Source organism: Parasphingomonas puruogangriensis, from assembly GCF_036663635.1.
GTDB lineage: Bacteria > Pseudomonadota > Alphaproteobacteria > Sphingomonadales > Sphingomonadaceae > Sphingomonas.
In genome coordinates this window covers 244,627-267,519 of record NZ_JAXOJI010000002.1, presented here as the reverse complement: position 1 = coordinate 267,519, position 22,893 = coordinate 244,627, and the positions used below count along the sequence as shown (strand labels likewise).

The 22,893-nt window shown below is 65.1% G+C and carries 20 protein-coding genes and 1 pseudogene; 3 read left to right on the top strand and 18 right to left on the bottom strand.

Features of this window, described 5'->3' with window-relative positions; genetic code table 11:
• Positions 1-112 precede the first annotated feature (112 nt).
• The 15 genes from katG to U1739_RS06650 all read right to left on the bottom strand — a co-directional run bounded on the left by katG (position 113) and on the right by U1739_RS06650 (position 13,027).
• Positions 113-2,365: a catalase/peroxidase HPI gene (gene katG / locus U1739_RS06720; RefSeq protein ID WP_332705504.1), complete on the bottom strand. Its 2,253-nt coding sequence runs from the start codon at positions 2,363-2,365 to the stop codon at positions 113-115.
• Positions 2,366-2,684: 319 nt separating this feature from the next.
• On the bottom strand, positions 2,685-3,602 hold the full coding sequence (locus U1739_RS06715; RefSeq protein WP_332705501.1) for a hemolysin family protein: 918 nt from the start codon (positions 3,600-3,602) through the stop codon (positions 2,685-2,687).
• An 8-nt stretch (positions 3,603-3,610) separates the two neighbouring features.
• Positions 3,611-4,123, bottom strand: coding sequence for an rRNA maturation RNase YbeY (ybeY, locus tag U1739_RS06710; protein WP_332705498.1), 513 nt, complete (start codon positions 4,121-4,123; stop codon positions 3,611-3,613).
• Positions 4,123-4,518, bottom strand: coding sequence for a type II toxin-antitoxin system VapC family toxin (locus tag U1739_RS06705; protein ID WP_332705494.1), 396 nt, complete (start codon positions 4,516-4,518; stop codon positions 4,123-4,125). The genes ybeY and U1739_RS06705 overlap by 1 nt, the downstream gene beginning before the upstream one ends.
• Positions 4,515-4,769: a type II toxin-antitoxin system VapB family antitoxin gene (locus tag U1739_RS06700; protein ID WP_332705491.1), complete on the bottom strand. Its 255-nt coding sequence runs from the start codon at positions 4,767-4,769 to the stop codon at positions 4,515-4,517. Before U1739_RS06700 ends, U1739_RS06705 begins: the two co-directional genes overlap by 4 nt.
• A gap of 47 nt (positions 4,770-4,816) precedes the next feature.
• The gene (locus tag U1739_RS06695; RefSeq protein WP_332705488.1) at positions 4,817-5,812 is read right to left on the bottom strand and encodes a PhoH family protein; all 996 of its coding nucleotides are present in this window, start codon (positions 5,810-5,812) and stop codon (positions 4,817-4,819) included.
• A 221-nt stretch (positions 5,813-6,033) separates the two neighbouring features.
• Positions 6,034-7,353 carry a tRNA (N6-isopentenyl adenosine(37)-C2)-methylthiotransferase MiaB gene (gene miaB, locus U1739_RS06690; protein ID WP_332705485.1) on the bottom strand — a complete coding sequence of 440 codons (1,320 nt, stop codon included), beginning with the start codon at positions 7,351-7,353 and terminating at the stop codon, positions 6,034-6,036.
• 106 nt (positions 7,354-7,459) lie between these two features.
• Positions 7,460-8,332: a lysophospholipid acyltransferase family protein gene (locus tag U1739_RS06685; protein WP_332705482.1), complete on the bottom strand. Its 873-nt coding sequence runs from the start codon at positions 8,330-8,332 to the stop codon at positions 7,460-7,462.
• Between the two features lie 159 nt (positions 8,333-8,491).
• Positions 8,492-8,914 carry a Fur family transcriptional regulator gene (locus U1739_RS06680; protein ID WP_332705479.1) on the bottom strand — a complete coding sequence of 141 codons (423 nt, stop codon included), beginning with the start codon at positions 8,912-8,914 and terminating at the stop codon, positions 8,492-8,494.
• A 179-nt stretch (positions 8,915-9,093) separates the two neighbouring features.
• Positions 9,094-9,504: a Ros/MucR family transcriptional regulator gene (locus U1739_RS06675; RefSeq protein ID WP_443025514.1), complete on the bottom strand. Its 411-nt coding sequence runs from the start codon at positions 9,502-9,504 to the stop codon at positions 9,094-9,096.
• Positions 9,505-9,630: 126 nt separating this feature from the next.
• On the bottom strand, positions 9,631-10,107 hold the full coding sequence (locus U1739_RS06670) for a GNAT family N-acetyltransferase (protein WP_332705473.1): 477 nt from the start codon (positions 10,105-10,107) through the stop codon (positions 9,631-9,633).
• Positions 10,104-10,739, bottom strand: a complete 636-nt coding sequence (tsaB, locus tag U1739_RS06665) for a tRNA (adenosine(37)-N6)-threonylcarbamoyltransferase complex dimerization subunit type 1 TsaB (RefSeq protein ID WP_332705471.1) — start codon at positions 10,737-10,739, stop codon at positions 10,104-10,106. The genes U1739_RS06670 and tsaB overlap by 4 nt, the downstream gene beginning before the upstream one ends.
• 89 nt (positions 10,740-10,828) lie before the next feature.
• Entirely contained in the window at positions 10,829-11,422 is a 594-nt protein-coding gene (locus U1739_RS06660; protein ID WP_332705468.1) for a malonic semialdehyde reductase, read from the bottom strand.
• 23 nt (positions 11,423-11,445) lie between these two features.
• Positions 11,446-12,018, bottom strand: coding sequence for a NifU family protein (locus U1739_RS06655; protein ID WP_332705465.1), 573 nt, complete (start codon positions 12,016-12,018; stop codon positions 11,446-11,448).
• A gap of 184 nt (positions 12,019-12,202) precedes the next feature.
• Positions 12,203-13,027, bottom strand: a complete 825-nt coding sequence (locus tag U1739_RS06650; protein ID WP_332705462.1) for an aspartyl/asparaginyl beta-hydroxylase domain-containing protein — start codon at positions 13,025-13,027, stop codon at positions 12,203-12,205.
• Positions 13,028-13,199: 172 nt separating this feature from the next.
• On the opposite strand from U1739_RS06650, the gene U1739_RS06645 reads away from it, so the two are divergent.
• Positions 13,200-16,181: a M16 family metallopeptidase gene (locus tag U1739_RS06645; RefSeq protein ID WP_332705459.1), complete on the top strand. Its 2,982-nt coding sequence runs from the start codon at positions 13,200-13,202 to the stop codon at positions 16,179-16,181.
• 156 nt (positions 16,182-16,337) lie between these two features.
• Here U1739_RS06645 and U1739_RS06640 read toward each other — a convergent pair whose 3' ends face one another.
• From U1739_RS06640 to U1739_RS06630, 3 genes are all read right to left on the bottom strand, one after another.
• Positions 16,338-18,155: an AMP-dependent synthetase/ligase gene (locus U1739_RS06640; protein ID WP_332705456.1), complete on the bottom strand. Its 1,818-nt coding sequence runs from the start codon at positions 18,153-18,155 to the stop codon at positions 16,338-16,340.
• A 103-nt stretch (positions 18,156-18,258) separates the two neighbouring features.
• Positions 18,259-19,923: a gamma-glutamyltransferase gene (ggt, locus tag U1739_RS06635; protein WP_332705453.1), complete on the bottom strand. Its 1,665-nt coding sequence runs from the start codon at positions 19,921-19,923 to the stop codon at positions 18,259-18,261.
• 49 nt (positions 19,924-19,972) lie between these two features.
• Positions 19,973-21,010 (bottom strand): quinone-dependent dihydroorotate dehydrogenase, encoded by a 1,038-nt coding sequence (locus U1739_RS06630; protein ID WP_332705450.1) that lies wholly within the window; start codon positions 21,008-21,010, stop codon positions 19,973-19,975.
• A gap of 249 nt (positions 21,011-21,259) precedes the next feature.
• Here U1739_RS06630 and U1739_RS06625 point away from each other — a divergent pair, with 249 nt between their 5' ends.
• Together U1739_RS06625 and U1739_RS06620 are read left to right on the top strand one after the other, a co-directional pair.
• Positions 21,260-22,108 (top strand): helix-turn-helix transcriptional regulator, encoded by an 849-nt coding sequence (locus tag U1739_RS06625; RefSeq protein WP_332706571.1) that lies wholly within the window; start codon positions 21,260-21,262, stop codon positions 22,106-22,108.
• A gap of 236 nt (positions 22,109-22,344) precedes the next feature.
• Positions 22,345-22,752 (top strand): annotated as a pseudogene (locus tag U1739_RS06620) (SUF system Fe-S cluster assembly regulator); the annotation flags it as partial.
• Positions 22,753-22,893: the final 141 nt, after the last annotated feature.

Here is a 22,893-nt window from a genome sequence, read left to right as displayed (position 1 = left end):
GCAATGGCCCCTATCCGTCACCCCGGCGAAAGCTGGGGTCTCCATGGGGCGGGTGCTGCGACCCGAACCAGGAAATCCCAGCCTTCGCGGGATGACGGATAGGAGGGCTATCTTATGCGACCGCCGGCTTACCCTCGACATGCCCGGAGGCAAGATCGAAGCGGTCGGCGTTCATCACCTTGACCCAGGCATCGACAAAGTCCTTGACGAACTTCTTGCCGGCATCGGCCGAGGCATAGACTTCCGCCAGCGCGCGAAGTTGCGAATTGGCGCCGAAGACCAGATCGGTGCGCGAGGCGGTCCACTTCTGCTCACCGGTTTCGCGCAGCGTGCCGAGATATTCCTCGTCGCTTTCGTCGCTGAGCTGCTTCCACGCGGTCTGCATATCGAGCAGGTTGACGAAGAAGTCATTGGTCAGCTGGCCCGGACGATCGGTGAACACGCCGTGCTTTTCTGCCTTGGGGTGGTTCGCCCCGAGCACGCGAAGACCGCCAACCAACACCGCCATCTGGGGCGAGCTAAGGCCCAACAGCTGAGCACGGTCGACCAGCAATTCCTCGGTCGGCACGCTGAACTTGACCGACAGATAGTTGCGGAAGCCATCGGCCAGCGGCTCGAGCACGCCGAAGCTTTCGGCATCGGTCTGCTCGGCCGAGGCGTCGGTACGACCGGGCGCGAACGGCACTTCGATGGGCGTGCCTGCGGCCTTGGCTGCCGCCTCGATGCCGACGGAACCGCCGAGCACGATCAGATCGGCGATCGACACCTTCTTGCCACCCACAGCCTTGCCATCGAAGTCCGCCTTGATGCCTTCATATACCTGCAGCACGCGAGCGAGCTGCTCGGGACGGTTTACTTCCCAGTCCTTCTGCGGGGCGAGACGGATGCGCCCGCCATTGGCACCACCGCGATGGTCCGAATGGCGATAGGTCGAGGCCGAAGCCCAAGCCGTTGTCACCAGTTCGGAGATCGACAGGCCCGAATCGGTGATCGCCTGCTTGAGCGTGGCGACGTCGGTGGCATCGATCGGCGCGTAATCGGCCGCAGGGATCGGATCCTGCCAGATCAGATCTTCGGTCGGCACGTCCGGCCCGAGCAGGCGGACGCGCGGCCCCATGTCGCGGTGGGTCAGCTTGAACCAGGCGCGGGCAAAGGCATCGGCAAACAGGTCCGGATTGTCGCGGAACCGCTTGCTGATCTCGAGATAGGCCGGGTCCTTCTTGAGCGCCATATCGGCGGTCGTCATCATCGTCGGCACGCGCTTGCCAGCGGTATGCGCTGCCGGCGCTAACGTCTCGTCGGGATTGCCGACCGGCTGCCACTGATGTGCACCTGCCGGGCTCTTCACCAGCTCATATTCGTGATCAAGCAGCATTTCCCAATAGGTCATGTCCCAGGTGATCGGCGTCGGCGTCCACGCACCCTCGATGCCCGAGGTGATGGTGTGATCGCCCATGCCGGTCTCATGGCCTGAGACCCAGCCGAGACCCTGCGTCGCGATGTCCGCGCCCTCGGGCTCGACCCCGACCAGCTTGGGATCACCGGCACCATGTGCCTTGCCGAAGGTGTGGCCACCGGCGGTGAGCGCGACGGTTTCCTCGTCGTTCATGCCCATGCGCGAGAAGGTCTCGCGCATGTCGCGGGCCGAGCCCAAGGGGTTCGGGCAGCCGCCCGGACCTTCGGGATTGACGTAGATCAGACCGAGCTGGATCGCGGCGAGCGGGTTCTCCAGTGCCTTGCCCGATTCCTCGTCGATCCGGGTGGCGCCGAGCCATTCGGTCTCGGTGCCCCAATAGATGTCCTTGCCGGGCTCGAACACGTCCTCGCGGCCGCCCCCAAAGCCGAAGACCGGGCCGCCCATTGATTCGATCGCGACATTGCCGGCCATGATGAACAGATCGGCCCAGCTCAGCGCCTGACCATACTTAGCCTTGACCGGCCACAGCAGGCGGCGCGCTTTGTCGAGATTGCCATTGTCCGGCCAGCTGTTGAGCGGGGCGAAGCGCTGCGACCCCGACGACGAGCCGCCGCGGCCATCGGCGGTGCGATAGGTGCCGGCGGAGTGCCAGGCCATGCGGATGAAGAACGGGCCGTAATGACCGTAATCGGCCGGCCACCAGGGCTGGCTGTCGGTCATCAGCGCCGTCAGGTCGGCTTTGACCGCGGCATAGTCGAGCGCCTTGAAGGCCTCGGCATAATCGAAATCGTCGCCCATCGGGTTGGCCGACAAGCCGTGCTGGTGGAGGATTTCGAGGCTCAGCTGGTTGGGCCACCAATCGCGGTTGGTACGGCCGAGCAGCGTGCGCAGTGCGGCCGGTTCCTTGCTTGGATCGCTTAACGGGCTGCCTGTGGTGATGGCGTCCATATCCTCAACTCCTCATTGTGTTTTCGGGATCGGTCTATCCGGTCCCGGAAACTATCGTATTAACGTGTCGCCGTTGTGAACCTCGGGGGAGAGAACGGCAATCATTTACGCGATGACTTAAACTGATCTGAGAGAGTGAGTTAAGCGATCAGCGGCAAATGAGGTTGGTCTGGTCTATCCATTGTGCCGTCAAACTGGTCTGTCGAAACACTTCATCGTCATTCCCGCGAAGGCGGGAATCCATATTGGCTCACCCGGCAACTATCTAGCGTCAGGGGTATAGATCCCTGCTTTCGCGGGGATGACGGTGGGTGCGGGATTAGGCATCGACATTTTCGGGTTCGGGGCGGGGCGGGTGCAGGCGCAATTTGGTCACGCGACGCGTATCCGCGGCGACCACTTCGATCTTCCAGCCGCTGGGATGATCGAGGCATTCGCCTTGTTGTGGCACGTGCCCGGCGAGCAAGGCGGCGAGGCCACCGAGCGTGTCGATATCCTCGTCCACTTCGGCCAGCCGTGGATCGATCGTTTCGCCGACATCCTCGAGCTCGGCGCGGGCGTCCGCATCCCAGGCGCCGCCGTCCAGCGGCACGAGCAGCGCTTCGGCCGCCTCGTCATGCTCGTCCTCGATATCGCCAACGATCTCTTCGATCAGATCCTCGATCGTCACGAGCCCCTCGGTGCCGAAATATTCGTCGAGCACGACGGCCAGGTGCACGCGGCTGGCGCGCATGTCGGCGAGCAGATCGAGCACGCCGCGCGACATCGGCACGAACAAGGGCTGGCGGATCAGCCCTTCCAACGTGTCGGGATGATCCGCGCCGGTGGCGAGGATCGCGAAGACGTCCTTGAGATGGATCATGCCGATGATCGTATCGAGCTTCTCGCGATAGACCGGCAGACGGCTGTGACCGGCTTCGGCAAAGATCTTGATCAGATCGGCGAAGGGCGTCTGTTCCTCGACCGCGACGATGTCCGCGCGGGGGACGCCGACATCGCCGGCATCGCGCTCGCCGAAATGCAGCAGGTTGCGCACCATCGTGCGTTCCAGCGGCGAGAGATCGCCCTTGGCGTCGGGCGCGGGATCATCCTCGTGCGCATCGATCGCTTCCTCGAGCTGATGGCGCAGCGAATCGTCGCCCTGTTCGCCGAAGATCATGGCGCGCAACGAGCGCCATATGCTGCCTTCGTTGGTACCGGCGTCCCCGGCGTCGGTGGTACTTTGGCCCTCGGGCATGGTCGCGGTCAGTCCTCACGTATCAGATAGGGGTCGGCGAGGCCGAGCGACTTGAGCGCGTCGATTTCGATCGCCTCCATCGCTTCACCCTCGTGATCCTCCAGATGATCATAGCCTAGCAGGTGGAGCGTGCCGTGCACGATCAAATGTGTGGTATGCGCCTCGACGGAAATGCCTTTTTCCGCCGCCTCGGCGGCGCAGACGCCGTGCGCGAGCACGATATCGCCGAGCAGCACCTCGCCATCGTCCGAATTCTGCCCGATCGTGTCGAGCAGATCGGCCTGCACCATCGGGAAGCTGAGCACGTTGGTCGGCTTGTCCTTCTGGCGATATTGCGCGTTGAGCGTCTGGACCTCGGCATCGGTGGTGAGGCGGATGGAGATCTCGACGGTGGCGGTCCCGGTGGCGAGTTCGCCGTGCGGGGTGCGCTCGACCGTGGCTTTCGCGGCGCGCAGCGCGAGGGCCTCCCAGTCGACGCTATCGTCCCAGGGGGATTCGATGGATAGGGCGGTCTCAAGCATCAGGCGAGATCGGTCTGGGCAAAGTCATTTCCCTTGTAGAGAAGCTTGGCATTATTTGCTTTCGCGCAGGCATAGGCGAAGCAGTCACCCATATTGAGCTTGGCCGGATGTCTACCCCTGCCATATCGAAGATAGGCATCCAACGCCCAGTCGAGTTCATCCGATCCGATCGCGACCAACACCAACCCGGCTCGGTTCGCGACGGCGGAAACCTCGCGTCGCGCCCGCTCGACCCCGAACTCATGCGAACAGCGCAGCGCCGATATCGTCTCCCAGCAAGACATGGCCGACCATATCAGGTCATCAGTGTCTCGTACTATCTGCGCAAAATGGTCGCCATCCGGCTCATCGCCGATAATCGCTACCAGCGCCGACGCATCGACGAAGGTCGTCAAGGCTCTTCACCCCACATCTCGTCAAAGAATGCCTTGTCTGCCTTCAGCCCCGTCGGCGGCGGCAACGGATGGTCGCGCCGATATTGCCGCATCCATTCGAGGAAGTCCTGCTTGGGCTCTTCGTCGCCGAGTTCAGCCTTCTTTCGGCGCAACAGATCACGCACCACCTCCGTCTTGGTCGTGCCGAGCCTAGTGGCGATTTCTGTGGCAAGCGCCGCTGTTTCACTGTCCTTGATGAACAAAGAAGCCATGATGCATCTCCTGGATATCCCAAAGATACGTCAGGATATCCCTAGCTTCAAGCATCCACCCCCTCATACGCCTCCACGATCCGCCCGACGATCGGATGGCGCACCACGTCGCCCGAGCCGAAGCGGCACATCGACATGCCTTCGACGCCCTCCAGCCGGACGACGGCGTCGTTGAGGCCGGAGGCGTTCATGCCGCCGGGCAGATCGGTCTGCTTGGGATCGCCGCAGACGACCATGCGGCTGTTCTCACCGAAGCGGGTGAGAAACATCTTCATCTGGCTCGGCGTGGTATTCTGCGCTTCATCGAGGATAATGAAGGCATCGGCCAAGGTGCGCCCGCGCATGAAGGCGATCGGGGCGATCTCGATCTCGCCGCTGGCGATGCGGCGTTCGACCTGCTCGGCGGGGAGGCAATCGTTGAGCGCGTCGTACAGCGGGCGCAGATAGGGATCGACCTTGTCCTTCATGTCTCCGGGCAGGAAGCCGAGCTTCTCGCCCGCCTCCACCGCCGGGCGCGACAGGATCAGGCGTTGCACGCTGCCGGTGATGAGTTGCGCGACCGCCTGCGCGACGGCGATATAGGTCTTGCCGGTGCCCGCTGGCCCGAGCGCGAAGATGATGTCGTTATTGACCAGTTCGCGCATGTAATGTGCCTGCGCCACCGTGCGCGGGACGATCGTTTTCTTGCGCGTGCGGATCATGATGCTAGGCGCGCCGCTATCTACCGAGATGATTCCGGCCAAGGTCGGTTCGGCCGACATGGCGATCACCGCATCGACCATGCCCTGGTCGACGCGCTCGCCGCGGACGATGCGGTTGTACAGGCCCTGCAGCACGTCGCGCGCTTCGGCCACCGCCTCGGCGCGGCCCTCGAGCTGGATCTTGTTGCCGCGCGCGGTGATATAGACACCAAGCCGGCTTTCCAGTTGCAGCAGGTTCTGGTCGAACTCACCGAACAATTGCGACATGAGCTGGGGGCGGTCGAAGACCAGTTCGGCGCGGCTACGCTCGCCCGATTGGGCGGGGACGGGCTTGCGGCTCATGCAATTCCTTCGCTGGGGGTGAGGCTAAGGTTAGTCAAAGGTTAGGCCTGGACGATTTCGCCGAGACGCCGGAGGGCGGCGTCAAATGCCTATATATGTGGCGGAATCGGCGCGACAACGGTCGGTCGAGACCGCGGGGCATTTTGGAGAGACGAGTCGGCTGCATCCGCCAGCAAGTCTGGCAGAGCCGCAGCGTGTAGGACAGCGGAAATCGCTGCAGGTCAGGCGGCGATTTTTATCCGCTCCACGCCAGACAGCGAATTGGGATCGGCACGGACGATATCGACCTCGACCAAATCGCCAATCGCCGCGTCGGTGAGCAGGTGGATCGATTGCAGCCAGGGCGACTTACCGAGCATCTGGCCGGGGAGCTTGCCCTTGCGCTCGATCAGTACCCGGCACGTGCGGCCGAGCGTGCGTGCGTTGAACGCGGCCTGATCGCGGTTGAGCGCGGCCTGCAGTCGTTGCAGGCGTTCATCCATTTCCTCGGGCGCGATCTGCTCGTCCATGCCGGCGGCGGGCGTGCCGGGGCGCGGGCTGTATTTGAAGCTGAACGCCTGGGCGTAACCGACCTCGTCGACCAGGCTGAGCGTCTCGCGGAAATCGGCTTCGGTTTCGCCGGGGAAGCCGACGATAAAATCGCCCGACAGCGCGATGTCCGGCCGCGCCGCGACGACGCGTTCCAGCAGCCGCAGGTAGGATTCGCGGTCATGGCTGCGGTTCATCGCTTTGAGGATGCGGTCGCTGCCGGATTGGACCGGCAAGTGGAGAAACGGCATCAGCTTGGCCACGTCGCGGTGCGCGTCGATCAGGCCTTGCGTCATGTCGTTGGGGTGGCTGGTGGTGTAGCGAATGCGCGCGAGGCCCGTAATCTTGTCGAGTTCGGCGATCAGATCATGCAACCCGCGCGGGCCATCGGTCCAGGCGTTGACGTTCTGCCCGAGCAGCGTGAGTTCGCGTGCGCCGGCATCGACCAAGGCCTTGGCCTCGTCGACGATCTGCTGCCAGCCGCGGCTGACTTCGGCGCCGCGCGTGTAGGGCACGACGCAATAGGTGCAGAATTTGTCGCAGCCTTCCTGCACAGTGAGGAAAGCGGATGGCGGTACGCGGCGACGGCTGGGCAGCGCGCCGAACTTGGTCTCGACCGGCATGCCGGTGTCGAGCGCGGATTCGCCACGCGCCGCCTTGGCGACGAGAGCGGGCAGGTTGTGATAGGCTTGCGGGCCGACGACGATATCGACCTTGGCCCGCGTGACGATTTCCGCGCCTTCGGCCTGCGCGACGCAGCCGGCGATGGCGATCATCGGATCGCCGCCATGTTTCTTGCGCGCGTCTTTGCGCAGGCGGCCGATATCGGAATAGACCTTTTCCGTCGCCTTTTCGCGAATGTGGCAGGTGTTGAGCACGATCAGGTCGGCATCGGCGGTGTCGGCCGGGGTCAGCCCCTGCGCGAGCATGAGCTCGGCCATGCGGTCGCCGTCGTACATGTTCATTTGGCAGCCGAAGGATTTGACGGCAAAGGTCTTGGGAGCGGGTTTCATGATGACGCGGCTATAGGCTGGGTGAGGCGGAACCTCAAATCCTCCCCGGAACGGGGAGGGGGACTTCCGAACACGCTACGATTGCGTTGCCGGGCCACCCCCTCCGTCAGCCTTCGGCTGCCACCTCCCCGTGCCGGGGAGGAGAGAATTTCACCGACTCCACTGCATAGGCGAACGGCCTGAGCGGCTTGCCCAAGGTCGCGATCAGCGCTTGCTCGATCCGCTGGCGGCTTTCCGCGCCGATGGCTTTTCGCCCGCCGAAATCCGCCGGGAAGAACGGCTCGAGGAAATGTACTCTCAGCGGAAAGCTGCCCTTGCGTGACATCAGACGTTTGGCGTTGTTCACGCCGGTCTCCTCGCCGATCCAGCCAATCTCCTCCGCCACCGCGCCGTAATCGAGCAGCACGGGTTGGACCAGCACGCCGGGCGGCGGCGGTTCCAGCACGCGCAGCATCGGGGTCTTGAACGGCAGCAGCGACTGGCCGTCGGTGGTGGTACCTTCGGGAAACACGGTGACCGACCAATTATCCTCCAGCGCATCGCGCAACTGGTTGATCTGCTCGGCCACGCCGAGGCGGTTTTCGCGTTTGACGAACACGGTGCGGTTAAGCGTGGAGAGCCAGCCGACGATCGGCGCGTCGCGGATTTCCTGCTTGGCGACGAAGGCGGTGCCGCTCTGCCCGGCGATACCGAGGATATCGATCCAGCTCAGATGGTTGGAAATATAGAAGACGTCGCGTTTCAGCGGCGTGCCGACACGGGTGACGCGTGCGCCGGCCAGGCGGGCGGCCCAGCCGAGGAAGATTTTCGGCCAGGGGGAGGACTGACGGAGCAGGCGCCACAGATAGTGGAGCGGGACGGTGAGGAGCAGAGCCAGGACCAGCCCAGTGGCGCGCAATGTGATGCGGAGCGTACCGAGCGCGTCGATCGGTGGCGGCGTGCCGGCGGCGGCGGCGGCGCGTTGCTCGGGGGTCAGCATGGTTTGGCTTGGGGATGGATCGGCATCCGGCTCTCCAGCGAGTCATCCACATTCGTCATTCCCGCGACGGCGGGAATCCATACTGGCGAAACTTGGTATTGATCGTGGTCGCTGCGACGAGGGATCCCCGCCTGCGCGGGGATGACGCCGTTGTAGGATTTAAGCCTTGCGGTCGAGCGCGACGCCGTACAATTCCATGCGGTGATCGACCAGGCGAAAGCCCAAGCGTTCGGCGATCGCCTTCTGCAATTGCTCCAGCTCGGGATCGACGAATTCGATCACCTTGCCGCTCTCGACATCGATCAGGTGATCGTGATGCGCTTCGGGGGCGGGCTCGTAGCGTGCGCGGCCGTCGCCGAAATCATGGCGGTCGAGGATGCCGGCTTCCTCGAACAGGCGCACGGTGCGGTACACCGTGGCGATCGAGATGCCAGGGTCGATCGCCGAGGCGCGGGCATACACCTTTTCGACGTCGGGATGGTCCTCCGCTTCTGAGAGCACGCGCGCGATAACGCGGCGCTGCTCGGTGATGCGCAGACCCTTTTCGTTACAAAGAGCTTCGAGATCAATCTTTCGGGCCATGACGCCAATGTAGGCGCTCTGGGCTTATTGATAAAGAGGAGAGTGATTCTCAATAAGAGCTTATTGCCGCTTCGGCTTGGCGGGGGTGCCGGGGAGCAGGTGCGCTGTGCATTCACAACGATCCCGGCCGTGCCGGGGTAACGGGGCGCCGATGCCATCGGCGATCGGCGCCCTGTAGCTCAACGGGCCGGTGCGGTGACCTTGCGGCGCTTGGTGCCGAGGCCGATCTTCTTGGCCAGCGTGCGACGCTGTTCCGCGTAGTTAGGCGCAACCATCGGATAATCGGCAGGAAGATTCCACTTGGCGCGATATTGTTCCGGAGTCATCTGGTAGTGCGTCATAAGATGACGCTTCAGCATCTTCAGCTTCTTGCCATCTTCGAGGCAGACGATGAAGTCCGGCTTGATCGAGGAGCGTACCGAAACGGCCGGTTCCTGCTTCACTTCCGGCTCCGAAATGGGACCGCCAAGGCCGGCGAGCGCGCCATGCACGTTGGAGATCAGCACGCCGAGATCGGAGACTGCTACGCTGTTGTTGCTGACATGGGCCGCGACAATATCGGCCGTCAGGGTGATGAGCGCATCACCCATTTCGTTTTCTAGTTCCATGGTAGTTCCTTCGACCCGTGAGCGGCTGAATTACATTTCCGGCCGTGGGTGCGCCTATCGTCGTTCGATCGAACCGGCGCAAGTAACATTTTCGTCAAGATCGGTGCATCAGGCTAACGCGCAGCGATATGTAAAGGCGTCCGACACCTGGCCGTTGGTGCCGCGATAATAGCCGCGTCGTTGGCCGACCTTGGCGAAACCGGCCTTACTGTACAATCTTACCGCATCGTTGCCGTCACGGACTTCCAGATGGAGGGTAACTGCACCACGATCGCGCGCGTCGGCAATTGTTGCGCGCAGCAACGTTGCGCCGACGCCACGGCGGCGACAGGACGGCGCCGTGGCGAGCAACAATAGTTCCGCCTCGTCGAGAATGATGCGCGACAAGGTGAAGCCGGCGGGGGTGCCGTCGATCGAGGCGACGGTCAGCCACACACCGGGCAGTGCCATGATGCCGAGGCACTGGCCGCGCGTCCATGCCTCGCCAAAGCGCGGATCGAACGCGTCGGCCATCAGCGCCTCGACTGCCGCGAGATCGGCGGTCGTCCCAGCGCGCAAGTCGATCAGGTTGAGCACCGTGCTCATGCGCGCACTCGCGGCGCTGGTGGCGTGGCATCGGGCGCGCGGCCGTAGATCGGGCGCGGGGGCAGGGTGGTGAACGCGGCCGGCAACAGGATCGCGGCGGCGGCATCGGGCAGGCGGTCGCCCAGCGCCAGCGTGTCGTCGAGCGCGGCGAGGTGGCGGATGCCGCTGCCAAAGGCGGCGCGCTGGCCGAGCGAGGCCAGAGCGGCCGCGGGCTTGAGCGACGCGAACGCCTCCGTGGCGGCGAAAGGCGGGGCGGTGAAGCCTTGCATGAAGACCTCGCCATGGCCCCCTTCCAGCACGACGGCAAGATCGCGCAAGGCGGGGTCGCCGGCAAAGGCTGCGGCGGCGATCAGCGGGAGCGAGGAGTAGCCGTGGATTTCCGCGTCCCAGCCAAAGGCGAGTCCGCGCGCGGCGGCGATGCCGACCCGCACGCCGGTGAAGCTGCCGGGGCCGCAATCGACCAGGATGCGCTGGGCGCGGCCGCCGTCAGGCAGTTCGGCGATCATCGGCACGAGTCGTTCGGCATGGCCGCGATTGACCACCTCGTGCGCGGCGGCGATCACCGCGCCATGCTCGATCAAGGCGACCGAGCACGCGGCAGTGGCGGTTTCGATGACTAGGGTGCGCAACATCAACTTTCCGTCATGCCCGCCAATGCGGGCATCTCTTTGAACCTTGGAGACCCCCGCTTTCGCTGGGGTGACGGCAACAGGTCAAGCGATCAAGCGATCGTATTGAACTTCTCGAACGCCGGGCGGGGCAGGCGATCGAAGATCGTCGCCGGGTCGCCATGGCCGAGCGTGGAAATGAAGTTGCTGCGCACCGCCGGCGTATCGAAGAAGAATGCGGCGTCGACCTTGCCATTGTCGAAGCCAGACATCGGCCCGGTATCGAGGCCGAGTGCGCGGGCGGCGATGATGAAATAGGCGCCCTGCAGCGTCGAATTGCGCATCGCCGAGACGGCGCGGAGCTCGGCATTGCCGTCGAACCAGGCCTTGGCATCGGTGTGGGGGAACAGTTCGGGCAGATGTTCGTGGAATTCGGTGTCCATGCCGATGATCACCGAGACCGGCGCGCTGAGGATTTTCGGCGCGTTTTGCGCGCTGGTACACGCGGCCAGCTTCTGCTTCGATTCATCGGACACGCACCAAATCAGCCGCGCGGGCAGTTGGTTGGCCGAGGTCGGGCCCCACTTCATCAGCTCCCAAATGGCGTGCAGCTCGGATTCGGCGACCGGCTGGTCGGTATAGCCGTTGTAAGAACGCGCGGTACGGAAGATCGTATCGAGCGCCGCGTCGGACAGCTTCTCGGTCATGGTAGAACCCTTTTGGCGGATGATCAGACGGCGCGGACTTCGGTGACTTCCGGCACGTAATATTTGAGCAATTGCTCGATCCCGTTCTTCAGCGTCGCGGTCGAGGACGGGCAGCCGGCGCAGGCGCCCTGCATGCGCAGGAAGACCTTACCCTGGTCGAAGCCGCGATAGATGATGTCGCCGCCGTCATTGGCCACCGCCGGGCGGACGCGCGTTTCGATCAGATCCTTGATCTGCGCGACGATATCGGCGTCTTCCGGATTGTCGGTAAAGGCGTCGTCGCTGGGCACGCTGATGCCGCCGGCATTGCCCGGCTTGAACAATGGGATCTGCGCGCTGAAATGATCGAGCAGCAGCGCGAGCACGTCGCCTTTTAGATACGACCAGTCGACGCCGGGCGCGGCGGTGACCGAGATGAAGTCGCTGCCGAAGAACACCCCGGTGACATCGCCGAGATCGAACAATTGCTGCGCCAGCGGGCTGGCCTCGGCTTCTTCCGGCGTGGCGAAATCGCGCGTGCCGGCGTCCATCACGGTGCGACCGGGAAGGAATTTCAGCGTTGCCGGGTTGGGCGTGGTTTCGGTTTCTATCAGCATGCGCTGCATGTGGCGCGCGGGAGCGGTTGGCGCAAGGTTAGCGCGCGAAACGGAGGGTTGCTGTGGAGCGCAACAGGCTCCCCTCCCTGGAAGGGAGGGGCAGGGGGTGGGTTGCTATCGAGGGAGCGTCTTGCCTGCCCCACACCGACCCACCCCCAACCCCTCCCTTCCAGGGAGGGGAGCATCAACCGTCCAGCCGCCGGATCGCGTCGTTCCACTTGTCGATATTGCGCCGCGCTTCCTGCACGAACGCGGAGCGGCGCACGCAGCCCAGGAAAAAGGCGGCGATCGCCTTGCCCGGCTGGCGCAGGGGCCGCGCGAACTGGATCAGCAGGACGACGCGGGTGCCCCGCGTCTCGTTCCACACTTCGTGGCTGTAGGTATCGTCGAACACCAATGTCTCGCCTTCGGCCCAACGCACGATGCGATCGCCAATGCGCATGCGCACGTCGCCGTCCTGCGGCACGATCAGCCCGAGATGGCAGGTGATCAGCCCTTTGCTGACGCCGCGATGGTCGGGAATGTGCGTGCCCGGCGCGAGGATCGAGAAGAATGCGCTGACCAACCCGGGGATACGCTCGACCAGCTGCTGCGTCTCCGGGCAGCGGGCGAGGTTTTCCGGGATCGGGAAGCCGTAGCCCCACAGGAAGAACGATCGCCACATATCGATCTTGGCGATCGCGCGGTGATCGGGCGAGATCGTCGCCAGGCTGGGCGCGCCGCGCAGCGCGACGGCGACTGCTTCGTCGCGGATCACCTGCCAATGATCGCGCAGCATCGCGGTCCAGGCGAAATCGCGCATGTCGAGCACCGGAGCGTTCGACACCAAGGACGAGGAGGCGATCAGTCGATCGAACAGCCCGCGCAGATGCTTGCCATATTTGATCAGCGCCGGGCGGTTGCGTTCCGCCTGCAGCGGTGCGCCAGGCTCGGGCGCGCTGGAGATGACGGTGAGATCAGGCACGCGCGGGCCGGGCGCGGCACGCCAATTGCCCGAATCTTGCCGCATTCTGCTTTGCGCGCCAGTCACTTGCACGATGCCGTCCTTTCTTGCCAGGCAGCCCGGAAACCCTGACCCGGCGACATGGTCGATCGTCTCGCTGGGGCCAGCATACGCAGAATCTTGGTCCAAAAGATGACGTTACTGGCGGGTTCAGAATTCCCGCGCTACGACAGGGGCCATGCATGTCCTATCGCGCGCCTCGCGCCGTCCGCTGATCCTTGCCCTGCTGCTCGGTCTCGCATTGCCCGCCCAAGGGCAACAGGCCGCGCCGCAGACCGCCGTCGCTGCCGCCAGCGTCGTCCAAGCGGGTCAGGTCGATCGCCGCAACTGGCTGTTTGTCGACAGCGACATCAAGCCCGATCCGGAATGGCATTTCGGTACGTTGCCCAACGGCCTGCGCTATGCTGTGCGCAAGAATGGCGTGCCGCCGGGCCAGGTCTCGGTGCGCGTGCGGATGGACGCCGGGTCGCTGATGGAGACCGACAGCGAACGGGGCTATGCGCATCTGATCGAGCATCTGTCGTTCCGCGGCTCCGAATTCGTGCCGGACGGCGAGGCGAAGCGTATCTGGCAGCGCATGGGCACGACGTTCGGATCGGACACCAATGCCTCGACCACCTCGACCCAGACAGTGTACAAGCTCGATCTGCCCAGCGCCAACGAGGCGCGGCTCGACGAGAGCCTGAAGATCATGGCCGGGATGGTCAGCAAGCCCAACATCACCGATGCCGCGCTGACCGCCGAGCGCCCCGCGGTGCTCGCCGAGCAGCGCGAAGCACCGGGCCCGCAGGTGCGCTTCAGCGAGGCGCAACTGAAGACCTTCTTCGCCGGCCAGCCGCTGGCCGATCGCTCGCCGATCGGCACGATCGACATGCTCAACGCGGCCAATGCCGCCAAGGTAAAGGCGTTCCACGATCGCTGGTATCGGCCGGAGCGCGCGGTCGTGGTGATCTCGGGCGATTTCGATCCGGCGATGTTCGAGCGGCTGGTGATCAAGAATTTTTCCGACTGGAAAGGCACGGGCAAGAACCCGGCCGATCCCGATTTCGGCAAGCCCGATCCCAAGCAGCCGGCCACTGCGGTGGTCGCCGAGCCGACCTTACCGCCGGTGGTGATGATGGCGACGCTGAAGCCGTGGAAATACCAGTCCGACACGATCGTGATGAACCAGAACCGGCTGGTCGATTCGGTCGCCGCGCGGGTGATCAGCCGGCGGCTCGAGACCCGGGCGCGTGCCGGCGGCAGCTTCCTGCGCGCCAGCGTGAGCACCAGCGATGAATCGCGCTCGGCCAGCCTGACCTTCGTCTCGATCCTGCCGATCGGCAACGATTGGGAGGCGGCGTTGAAGGACGTGCGCGCGGTGATCGCCGACGCGTTGAAGACGCCGCCGAGCGCGGACGAAGTGCAGCGCGAACTGGCCGATTTCGATACCGTGATGCGCACCCGCGTCGAGACGCAGGGCGCCGAAGCGGGCGGCTCGCAGGCCGACGACATGGTCGAAGCGGTGGATATTCGCGAGACCACTACGGCGCCGGCGACGATCTATGCCGTGCTGAAGGACGCCATCGCCAAGAAGATGTTCACGCCACAGACCGTGCTCGCCTCGACCAAGCGGATCTTCGCCGGCGATGTGACGCGCGCTCTGGTCAACACGCAGACCCCTGATGGCAGCGCCGCGACCAAGCTGGCGGCGGCGTTGGAAAGCGACGTGTCAGGCCTGGCGGGCAAGCGCAATGCCCAGGGCAAGGTGGATTTCTCCAAGCTGCCAAAGCTCGGCCGCCCGGCGACGGTGGTCAGCCGCGAAAAGATTCCGGATTTCGACGCCGAGAAGGTCGTCTTCTCCAACGGCGTACGGCTGATGCTGCGCGTCAGCCCGGCGGAATCGACGCGCGTCTATGTCCGCGTGCGCTTCGGCGGCGGCTATAATGCGCTGCCGGCCGACCGCGAGACGCCGGTCTGGGCCGGCGACATGGCGCTGGTCGCGGGCGGGATCGGCAAGCTCGGGCAGGGCGATCTCGAGCAATTGACCGCCGGGCGCCGCATCGGGCTCGATTTCGATGTCGGCGAAGATGCCTTCGTCTATGGCTCGATGACGTCGCCGGGCGACCTAGCCGATCAGCTCCGGCTGATTGCGGCGCGCATGGCGGCACCGGGCTGGGATCCCAATCCGGTGACGCGCGCCAAATCGCTGGCGCTGGCCAGCTATGCCGGGTTCGACGCCTCGCCCGATGGCGTACTGGCGCGCGAGCTGGAAGGATTGCTGCACGATGGCGACCCACGCTGGGGCACGCCAAGCGTGGACGAGGTCAATGCCACGACGCCAGCCAATTTCCGCGCTTTGTGGGAACCGGTGCTGGCCGAGGGGCCGATCGAAGTGCAGGTGTTCGGCGACATCAATGCCGAGGCGGCGATCAAGGCGGTCGCGGCGAGCATCGGCGCGCTGCCGGCGCGTGCCGCACCGACCCGCGCCGCACCGCCGGTCAAGTTTCCGGCGCATAACGTGTCGCCGTTGATCCTGACGCATGGCGGGCCGGAGACGCAGGCCGCGGCGGTGATCGTGTGGCCGACCGGCGGCGGCGTCGAATTGGCGTCGGACAGCAATGCGCTCGACGTGCTGGCGGCGGTGTTCAGCGATCGCCTGTTCGATCGCCTACGCTCCGAGGCCGGGGCGAGCTATTCGCCGAGCGTGCAGAGCCAGTGGCCCGAGGGGCTGGCGTCGGGCGGGCGATTGTTCGCGATCGGGCAGGTCGCCCCGAACAATGTCGGGCTGTTCTTCAAAATGTCGCGCGAGATCGCCGCCGACCTGGTCGCCAAGCCGATCGGCGACGACGAGCTGCAGCGCACGCTGACGCCGATGAAGGAACTGATCCTGCGCCAGGCGACCGGCAATACCTTCTGGCTCAACCAGTTGCAGGGCGGGACGTATGACCCGCGGCGGATTGACGCGTTGCGCAATATGTTCCGCGGGATTGGCAGCATGACCGCGGTGCAGCTGCAGCAGATCGCAGCGAAATATCTGCGGCCGGATGTCGATTGGACGATGGCGGTGCTGCCGCGGGGCAAGGATGGCAAGGCGGTGAGCTTGGTTGAGGCGGCGCCAGTGGTGGCGCCGGTGGCGGCGGTTCCTGCGGCGGCGACGACGAAAAAGGCCGGGCGGTAATCCCTATTCCTCCCCCAGCTTCGCTGGGGGAGGGGGACCATTTGCCTCTTCGGCAAATGGTGGAGGGGTATTTCGGCACGCGCAACGGTTGCGGCGTACCCCTCCACCATTCGCTTCGCGATCGGTCCCCCTCCCCGAGCAAGCTTGGGGAGGAATTTAAGTAGCTTTATACAGCCCGTCCAACCTGGCCCCATAGACCTGCTTCAGCACGTGGCGCCGGATCTTTAGCGACGGGGTCATCTGCTCATTCTCGATGCCGAACGCGGTGTCGGCCAGCACGAAGCGCCGCACCCGCTCGGTTACCGCCAGTTCCTTGTTCACCCGCTCGACGGCGTGGCCGATCGCGGTGCGATACTCGCTATTTTCCGCCAGGCGCTTGAAATTGCACACATCGCCATTCTTGGCGCACCATTCCTGCGTCCAATCGGGATCGGGCACGATCACCGCGACCATATACGGCTTGCGATCGCCATAGATCATCGCCTGGGCGATCTCGTTCTGCAGCGTCAACATGCCCTCGACCTTTTGCGGCGCGACATTCTCGCCTTTGTCGTTGACGATGATGTCCTTCTTGCGATCGGTGATCCTGATCCGGCCGGCGGCGTCGATCTCGCCGATATCGCCGGTGTGCAGCCAGGGGGCCTTGCCGGGCTCTGCCGGGGCTGGCTGGAGCACACGTGCGGTTTCCGCTTCGTTGCGCCAGTAACCGTGCATGACGAGTTCGCCACGCACCAGGATCTCGCCATCCTCGGCGATGCGCACTTCGGTATTGGGCAGGGGTGGGCCGACGCCATCCATGCGCACGCCGGCGGCGGGGCGGTTGCACGAGATCACCGGGCCGGCTTCGGTCTGCCCATACCCTTGCAAAAAGGTGAGACCGATCGACTGGAAGAAGATGCCGATTTCCGGGTTGAGCGGCGCGCCGCCCGAGACCATCGCCTTCATCCGCCCGCCGAACTTCTTGGCGATGCGCGGCTTGAACACGCTGTTGACCAGCAACTGGCGGGGGCGATCGATCAGCCGCAGCCGGCCTTCATACTCGCGCACGCCGACATCCAGCGCGACCTTGAGCAGATAGGCCGATACGCCGCCCTGATTCTCGACTGCCTTGGTGATGCGCGTGCGCAGCACTTCGAACAGGCGGGGCACGACGAACATGATCGTCGGGCGAGTCTCCTCGATATTGGCAGCGAGCTTGTCGAGCCCCTCGGCATAATAGATCTGCCCGCCCAGGCCGATCGCGAAATGCTGGCCGCCGGTATGTTCATAGGCATGGCTGAGCGGCAAGAACGACAGGAACACGTCATCGCCCCAGCCGAAATCTTCCGAAATCACCGAGGTGCAGCCGGCCGCATTGTGCAGGATCGCGCCGTGATGCTGCATCACGCCGCGTGGGCTGCCGCCAGTGCCGCTGGTGTAGATGATGCAGGCCAGATCCTCGCGCACGAAATTCGCCTTGGCGGCGGCGGTTTCGGCGCTGGTCGGGTGATCGGCGATCAATGCGTGCCAGCCATGCCATTCCAGACCCTGGGTGACGCGCAATTCGTCGATGCCGATGACGATCTTGGCCTGCGAGGCGCGGATCGCGGCGGGCAGCAAGGTCTTGGCCAGCTTGGCGTTCGACACGATCACCGCGCGGGCGCCCGAATTCTCGATGATATGCGCGTGATCGCGCTCGGTATTGGTGACGTATGTCGGCACCGTCACGCAGCCCGCGGCCATGATGGCGAGATCGCTGATGCACCATTCGGGGCGGTTCTCGCTGACCAGCATGACACGGTCGCCGCGTTCGAGGCCGATCGCGGTAAGGCCCGCGGCCAGGCTGGCGACCTGTTTTGCCGCGTCTGCCCAGCTGAGCGAGACCCAGGCGCCGCCCGCTTTGTGCCACAGGAACGGCTTGTCGCCTTCCTCGCGTGCACGGGTGAAGAACATGGTCACGAGATTGGGGAAATATTCGAGCTGACGCGCGGTCATGGGCTTCTCCTGGACGGCTTCTTTTCGGCCTTAGTGCGGACTCTAGCGCGGTCGGTCCGCACTTGTCGAAGGGCAAGCGCGGTCCCGGAGGATAGCGTGACTATTATTGGGCGAGTGCGGTGCCCACGCTGCGCGGGTCGGCTGCACCGACCCAGCCGGTCGGGGTTAGTTCGGCGGCATTGGCCTTGAGGCCCAGCTTGGCGACCACGACCTTGTGCCCGAGCTGTTCGAGCGGCGCGAGCAGGGCTTCCCGCGCGGTGCCCTGTTCGAGCACCAGGCCGTCCTTGTTGAAGAAGACCAGCCCTTCGCCGATCGAGTCTTGCGCGCTTTCCTTCCAGTCGAGATGCGCGATCAGCGCCTTGGCGACCTGCATGATGATCGTGCGGCCGCCGGCGGCGCCCACGGTGAAGATTGGCTTGCCCGCCGCATCATAAACGATCGTCGGCGACATAGAGGACAGGGGCCGCTTGCCGCCCTCGACGCGGTTGGCCACCGCCATGCCGTTCTTTTCCGGCGCGAAGGTGAAATCGGTCAGCTCGTTGTTAAGCACGTAGCCGTTGGCAATCAGCTGGCTGCCGAACGGCCCCTCGACGGTCGAGGTCATCGTGACGATATCGCCGCGGCCATCGACGGCGATGAAATGCGTCGTGCTCGGTACTTCGCCAGACGGGGCGTGGGTGCGCGGCTCGGCGCCGGGCGGGGTGCCGGGCGTATAGCTGGCCAGCGTCTTGCTGGCCGAGATCAGCCGCGAGCGCGATTTTATATAGGCCGGGTCGATCAGCCCGGCGAGCGGCACGGAAACGAAATCGGTGTCGCCGAGATAGGTGTCGCGATCGGCATAAGCGAGCTGCATCGCCTCGCCGATCAAATGCCAGGCGACGGGCGAGTGCTTGCCCAATTTGGCCATGTCGAAGCGTTCGAGCATGCCGAGGATCTGCAGCACGGTGATCGCGCCGGACGAGGGCGGGCCCATGCCGCAAATCTTGTAGGCGCGGTATTTGCCGCACACGGCGGGGCGCGGCTTGGCCCGATAGGCGGCGAGATCGGCGAGCGTGAGGTCGCTCGGCGAGACCTTGCTGCGGGTGGCGGTGTCGACGATCGTCTTGGCATTGTCGCCCGCGTAGAACGCCTCGGGGCCACCATCGGCAAGCTTGCGGAGGTATTTGGCCAGCTTGGGGTTCTTGACCGGTGTGCCGATGGCGAGCGGCTTGCCATCGTCGCTGTAGAGCTTGGCGATGTCGGGGAAGTCGCCCCACAGCCGTGAGGTCATGGTGATGCCCGCGTTCATCGGCCGGGTGACCTGATAGCCGTCTTCGGCCAGCTTGATCGCGGGGGCGAACAACGTCTTCCACGGCAGCTTGCCCCAGCGCGCATGGGTTAGCGCCATGAGCCGGACATTGCCGGGCACGCCGATCGACGTGCCACCGGGGAAAGCGTCGAAGAACGGCTTGGGCTTGCCGTCGGGGCCGAGGAAGCGATCGGGCGTGGCCGCGGCGGGCGCGGTCTCACGGCCGTCGATCGTATCGATCATGCCGGTCGTGCCGTCATGGTGCAGCAGAAAGCCGCCGCCGCCAATGCCGCTGGATTGCGGCTCGACCACGGTCAGCGCGAGCAGCATCGCCATCGCCGCATCGGCCGCAGTGCCGCCTTCGCGCAGGATTTCCTGCCCGGCGAGCGTCGCGCGTGGATCGGCGGAGGTGACCATGCCTTGCGCCGAAGCGATAGCGGGCAGGGTGAGCGCGGTCAGCGCGAGGAGGAGCTTGTTCATCGCGGCCAACCGTAACGTGGTCGCGGCGGCGTGCAAGCTGCCGCCGCCGTTACCGGGCGCCGATGGCCTCGGCGACCGACCCGAAGCCGTCGCGCTTGAGCAGTGCCGCCAGCCCGGTAGCGATGCGCCGCGGCAGCCCCGGCCCGGCGAAGACCAGCGCGGAATAGAGTTGCACCAGGCTCGCCCCGGCGCGGATGCGGGCATAGGCCTCGTCGGCGCTGTCGATGCCACCGACTGAGATCAGCGGAAGCGCGGCGCCGGTGGCGGTGCGGAAATCGGTCAGGCGGGTGCGGGCGAGCGCGGCAAGCGGCGCGCCGGACAAGCCACCGGTTTCCTTGGCATTCGCCGAGCGCAGCGCGGGGCGCGACAGCGTCGTATTGCTGACGATCAGCGCGTCGATGCCGTGCTCGATCGCGGCGCGGGCAATGCCGTCAATCTCGCGCGCGGTAAGATCGGGGGCGACCTTCAGGAACAACGGCGGACGGCGGTCGCCGTGCCGGCGCGCGGCATCGGCGGCGGCGAGCAATTCGGCCAAGGCGGCGCCGTGCTGCAGATCGCGCAGCCCCGGCGTGTTGGGGCTGGAAATGTTGATCGTGACGTAATCGGCGATCGCCGCCGCCTTGGTGACGCCGGTGACATAATCGCTGACGCGGTCGCTCGCCTCCTTATTGGCGCCGACATTGATGCCGAGTCGGCCGCGCCGTTTGGCCGCGCGGGCGCGGGGCAAAGCGGCGTCGATGCCGCCATTGTTGAAGCCCAGCCGGTTGATGATCGCGCGATCCTCGCGCAGCCGAAAAATGCGCGGCTTGGCGTTGCCGGCCTGGGCGATCGGCGTCAGCGTGCCGATCTCGACGCTGCCCAGCCCCAGCCCGAAGAACCCGTCGATGGCGCGCCCGTCCTTGTCGACCCCGGCGGCCAGCCCGATCGGATTGGCGAATTCCAGCCCGGCGACCATGCTGCGCAACAGCGGGTCTGCCACCGGCGCGCCGCCCTTGCCCCCCCAGGCGGCAAGCGCGGCGATGGTCAGGCCGTGTGCGCGTTCGGCATCGAGCGCGAACAGCGCCGGGCGGAGGAGGGGAAACAGCATGATGCGCCCATGGCATTCCACCGGCGTGCGGTCAAAGCGGCGCGCTGCTGCCGCGCGTGGCGGATTCGTCCAATACAACCACATCGGGTTCGTCCTAAAGGTCGAGCGCGACCCAAGGAATCCTTTCGCAACAGAGGGTTCTTTCCCTCACGGCCCGGACGGTATACCGTCCGGGCCGCTTTTCTTTAGGGCTCATTCAGTATAACATGGCGAGATAAAACGAAACTGGGGGAGGCGGTCTTGCCGCACATGCAGCTCGATTATGCCGTGCCGTCGGGTGATCTTACCGACTATATCACGGTATTCTATCTGTTCGCCGTCGATACGCCGCTGTTCGAGGATCACGAGCGCGCCGATCATGCGCAATTCCGCTTCCGCCTGACGCCGGGCGGCCAGACCTATCGTTTTATCGACGGTACCGAACAGTCACCGCCGGATATTCATATCATCGGGCCGACCAGCGGGCCGATCCATGTGCGCGCGCCCGGCCCGGCGCGGCTGTTCGGCATGGGCGTGACGCCGGCCGGTTGGGGGGCGATGATCGGCAGCGAAGCCTCGAGCGTGCTCAACCGCACGCTCGATGCCACCTTGCTGTTCGGTGCGGCGCGGCTGCGCATCGCGGCAGCGGCCTTGGCGTCGGCGCCGGACATTGCCGCGTGCGTCGCCATTGCCGAACCGCTGATCCGCGAACTGGTCCAGCACGGCGATGCGTCCACCTGCGGGTTCGTGCAGCAGGTCGACGGCTGGCTGTCGGCTTCGACCTCGCCCGATATCGAAGACCTGGTGGTGCAGACCGGGCTGTCGCGCCGGCAGGTGGAGCGCAAATGCAATGCGCTCTATGGCGCGCCACCCAAATTACTCGCGCGCAAATATCGCGCGCTGCGCGCGGCGGTGGCGCTGCACATGTCGGACGAGAATCTCGACGATGTCATCGGGCGCGGTTTCTACGATCAATCGCATCTGATCCGCGAAGTGAAGCAGTTCACCGGCCTCACCCCGCGCCAAATCCGCGCCGATCCGGGCGCGTTGCAGCAACTGACCTTCGCCCAGCGCGTGGCGTTGGACGGGCAGGTCAGCCCGATGGTGAGTGGGACGTAACCCATTCCTCCCCGAGCTTGCTCGGGGAGGGGGACCGCGCGCGTAGCGCGTGGTGGAGGGGTAGGCCGCGAGTGGAGCGCTTGTAGCAAGAACCCCTCCACCACCCGCTTGAAGAAAGCGGGCGGTCCCCCTCCCCCAGCACACTGGGGGAGGAATGAAGGTGGTTGACTAACACGCCCCCATCCCCAAATAGGCAATCGGAACAATTTAGTCCGATTTGAGAACGTCTCGCAACTATGCGTCTTTCGAGCCTTGCCGATTATGCGGTCGTGATGATGTCCGCCGCCGCGCGCCATTGCGGTGGCGTGGCGCGGCTCAATGCGACTCTGCTCGCCGAGGAGACCAGCGTGCCGCTGCCGACAGTGCAGAAACTGGTCAGCCGGCTGTCCGCGGCCGGGCTGATCGAAAGCGCGCGCGGCACCGGCGGCGGTTTTCGCCTGTCGCGGCCACCCTCGGCGATCAACCTCGCCGAGATCATCGAGGCGGTCGAGGGGCCGATCGCGCTGACCTCCTGTGTCGAGCACGCATCGCGCGACTGCAAGGCGGAGGAAACGTGCCAGGTGAAGCCGCACTGGAATGTGGTCAACGGCGCCGTGCGCGGCGCGCTGGCAAGCGTCAGTCTTGCTAGTCTGTCCGTGTTCCCCGGCGACGGGGCACCGCAGAAAGGACTATTTTCTGGGGACCCCGAAGGCCGGGGCCCAGCCGTGGACCAGCAGATGGCGGACGCCACCGCTGTCCGACCGCAACCTTCCCAACTGGACCCCGGCCTGCGCCGGGGCACTGAG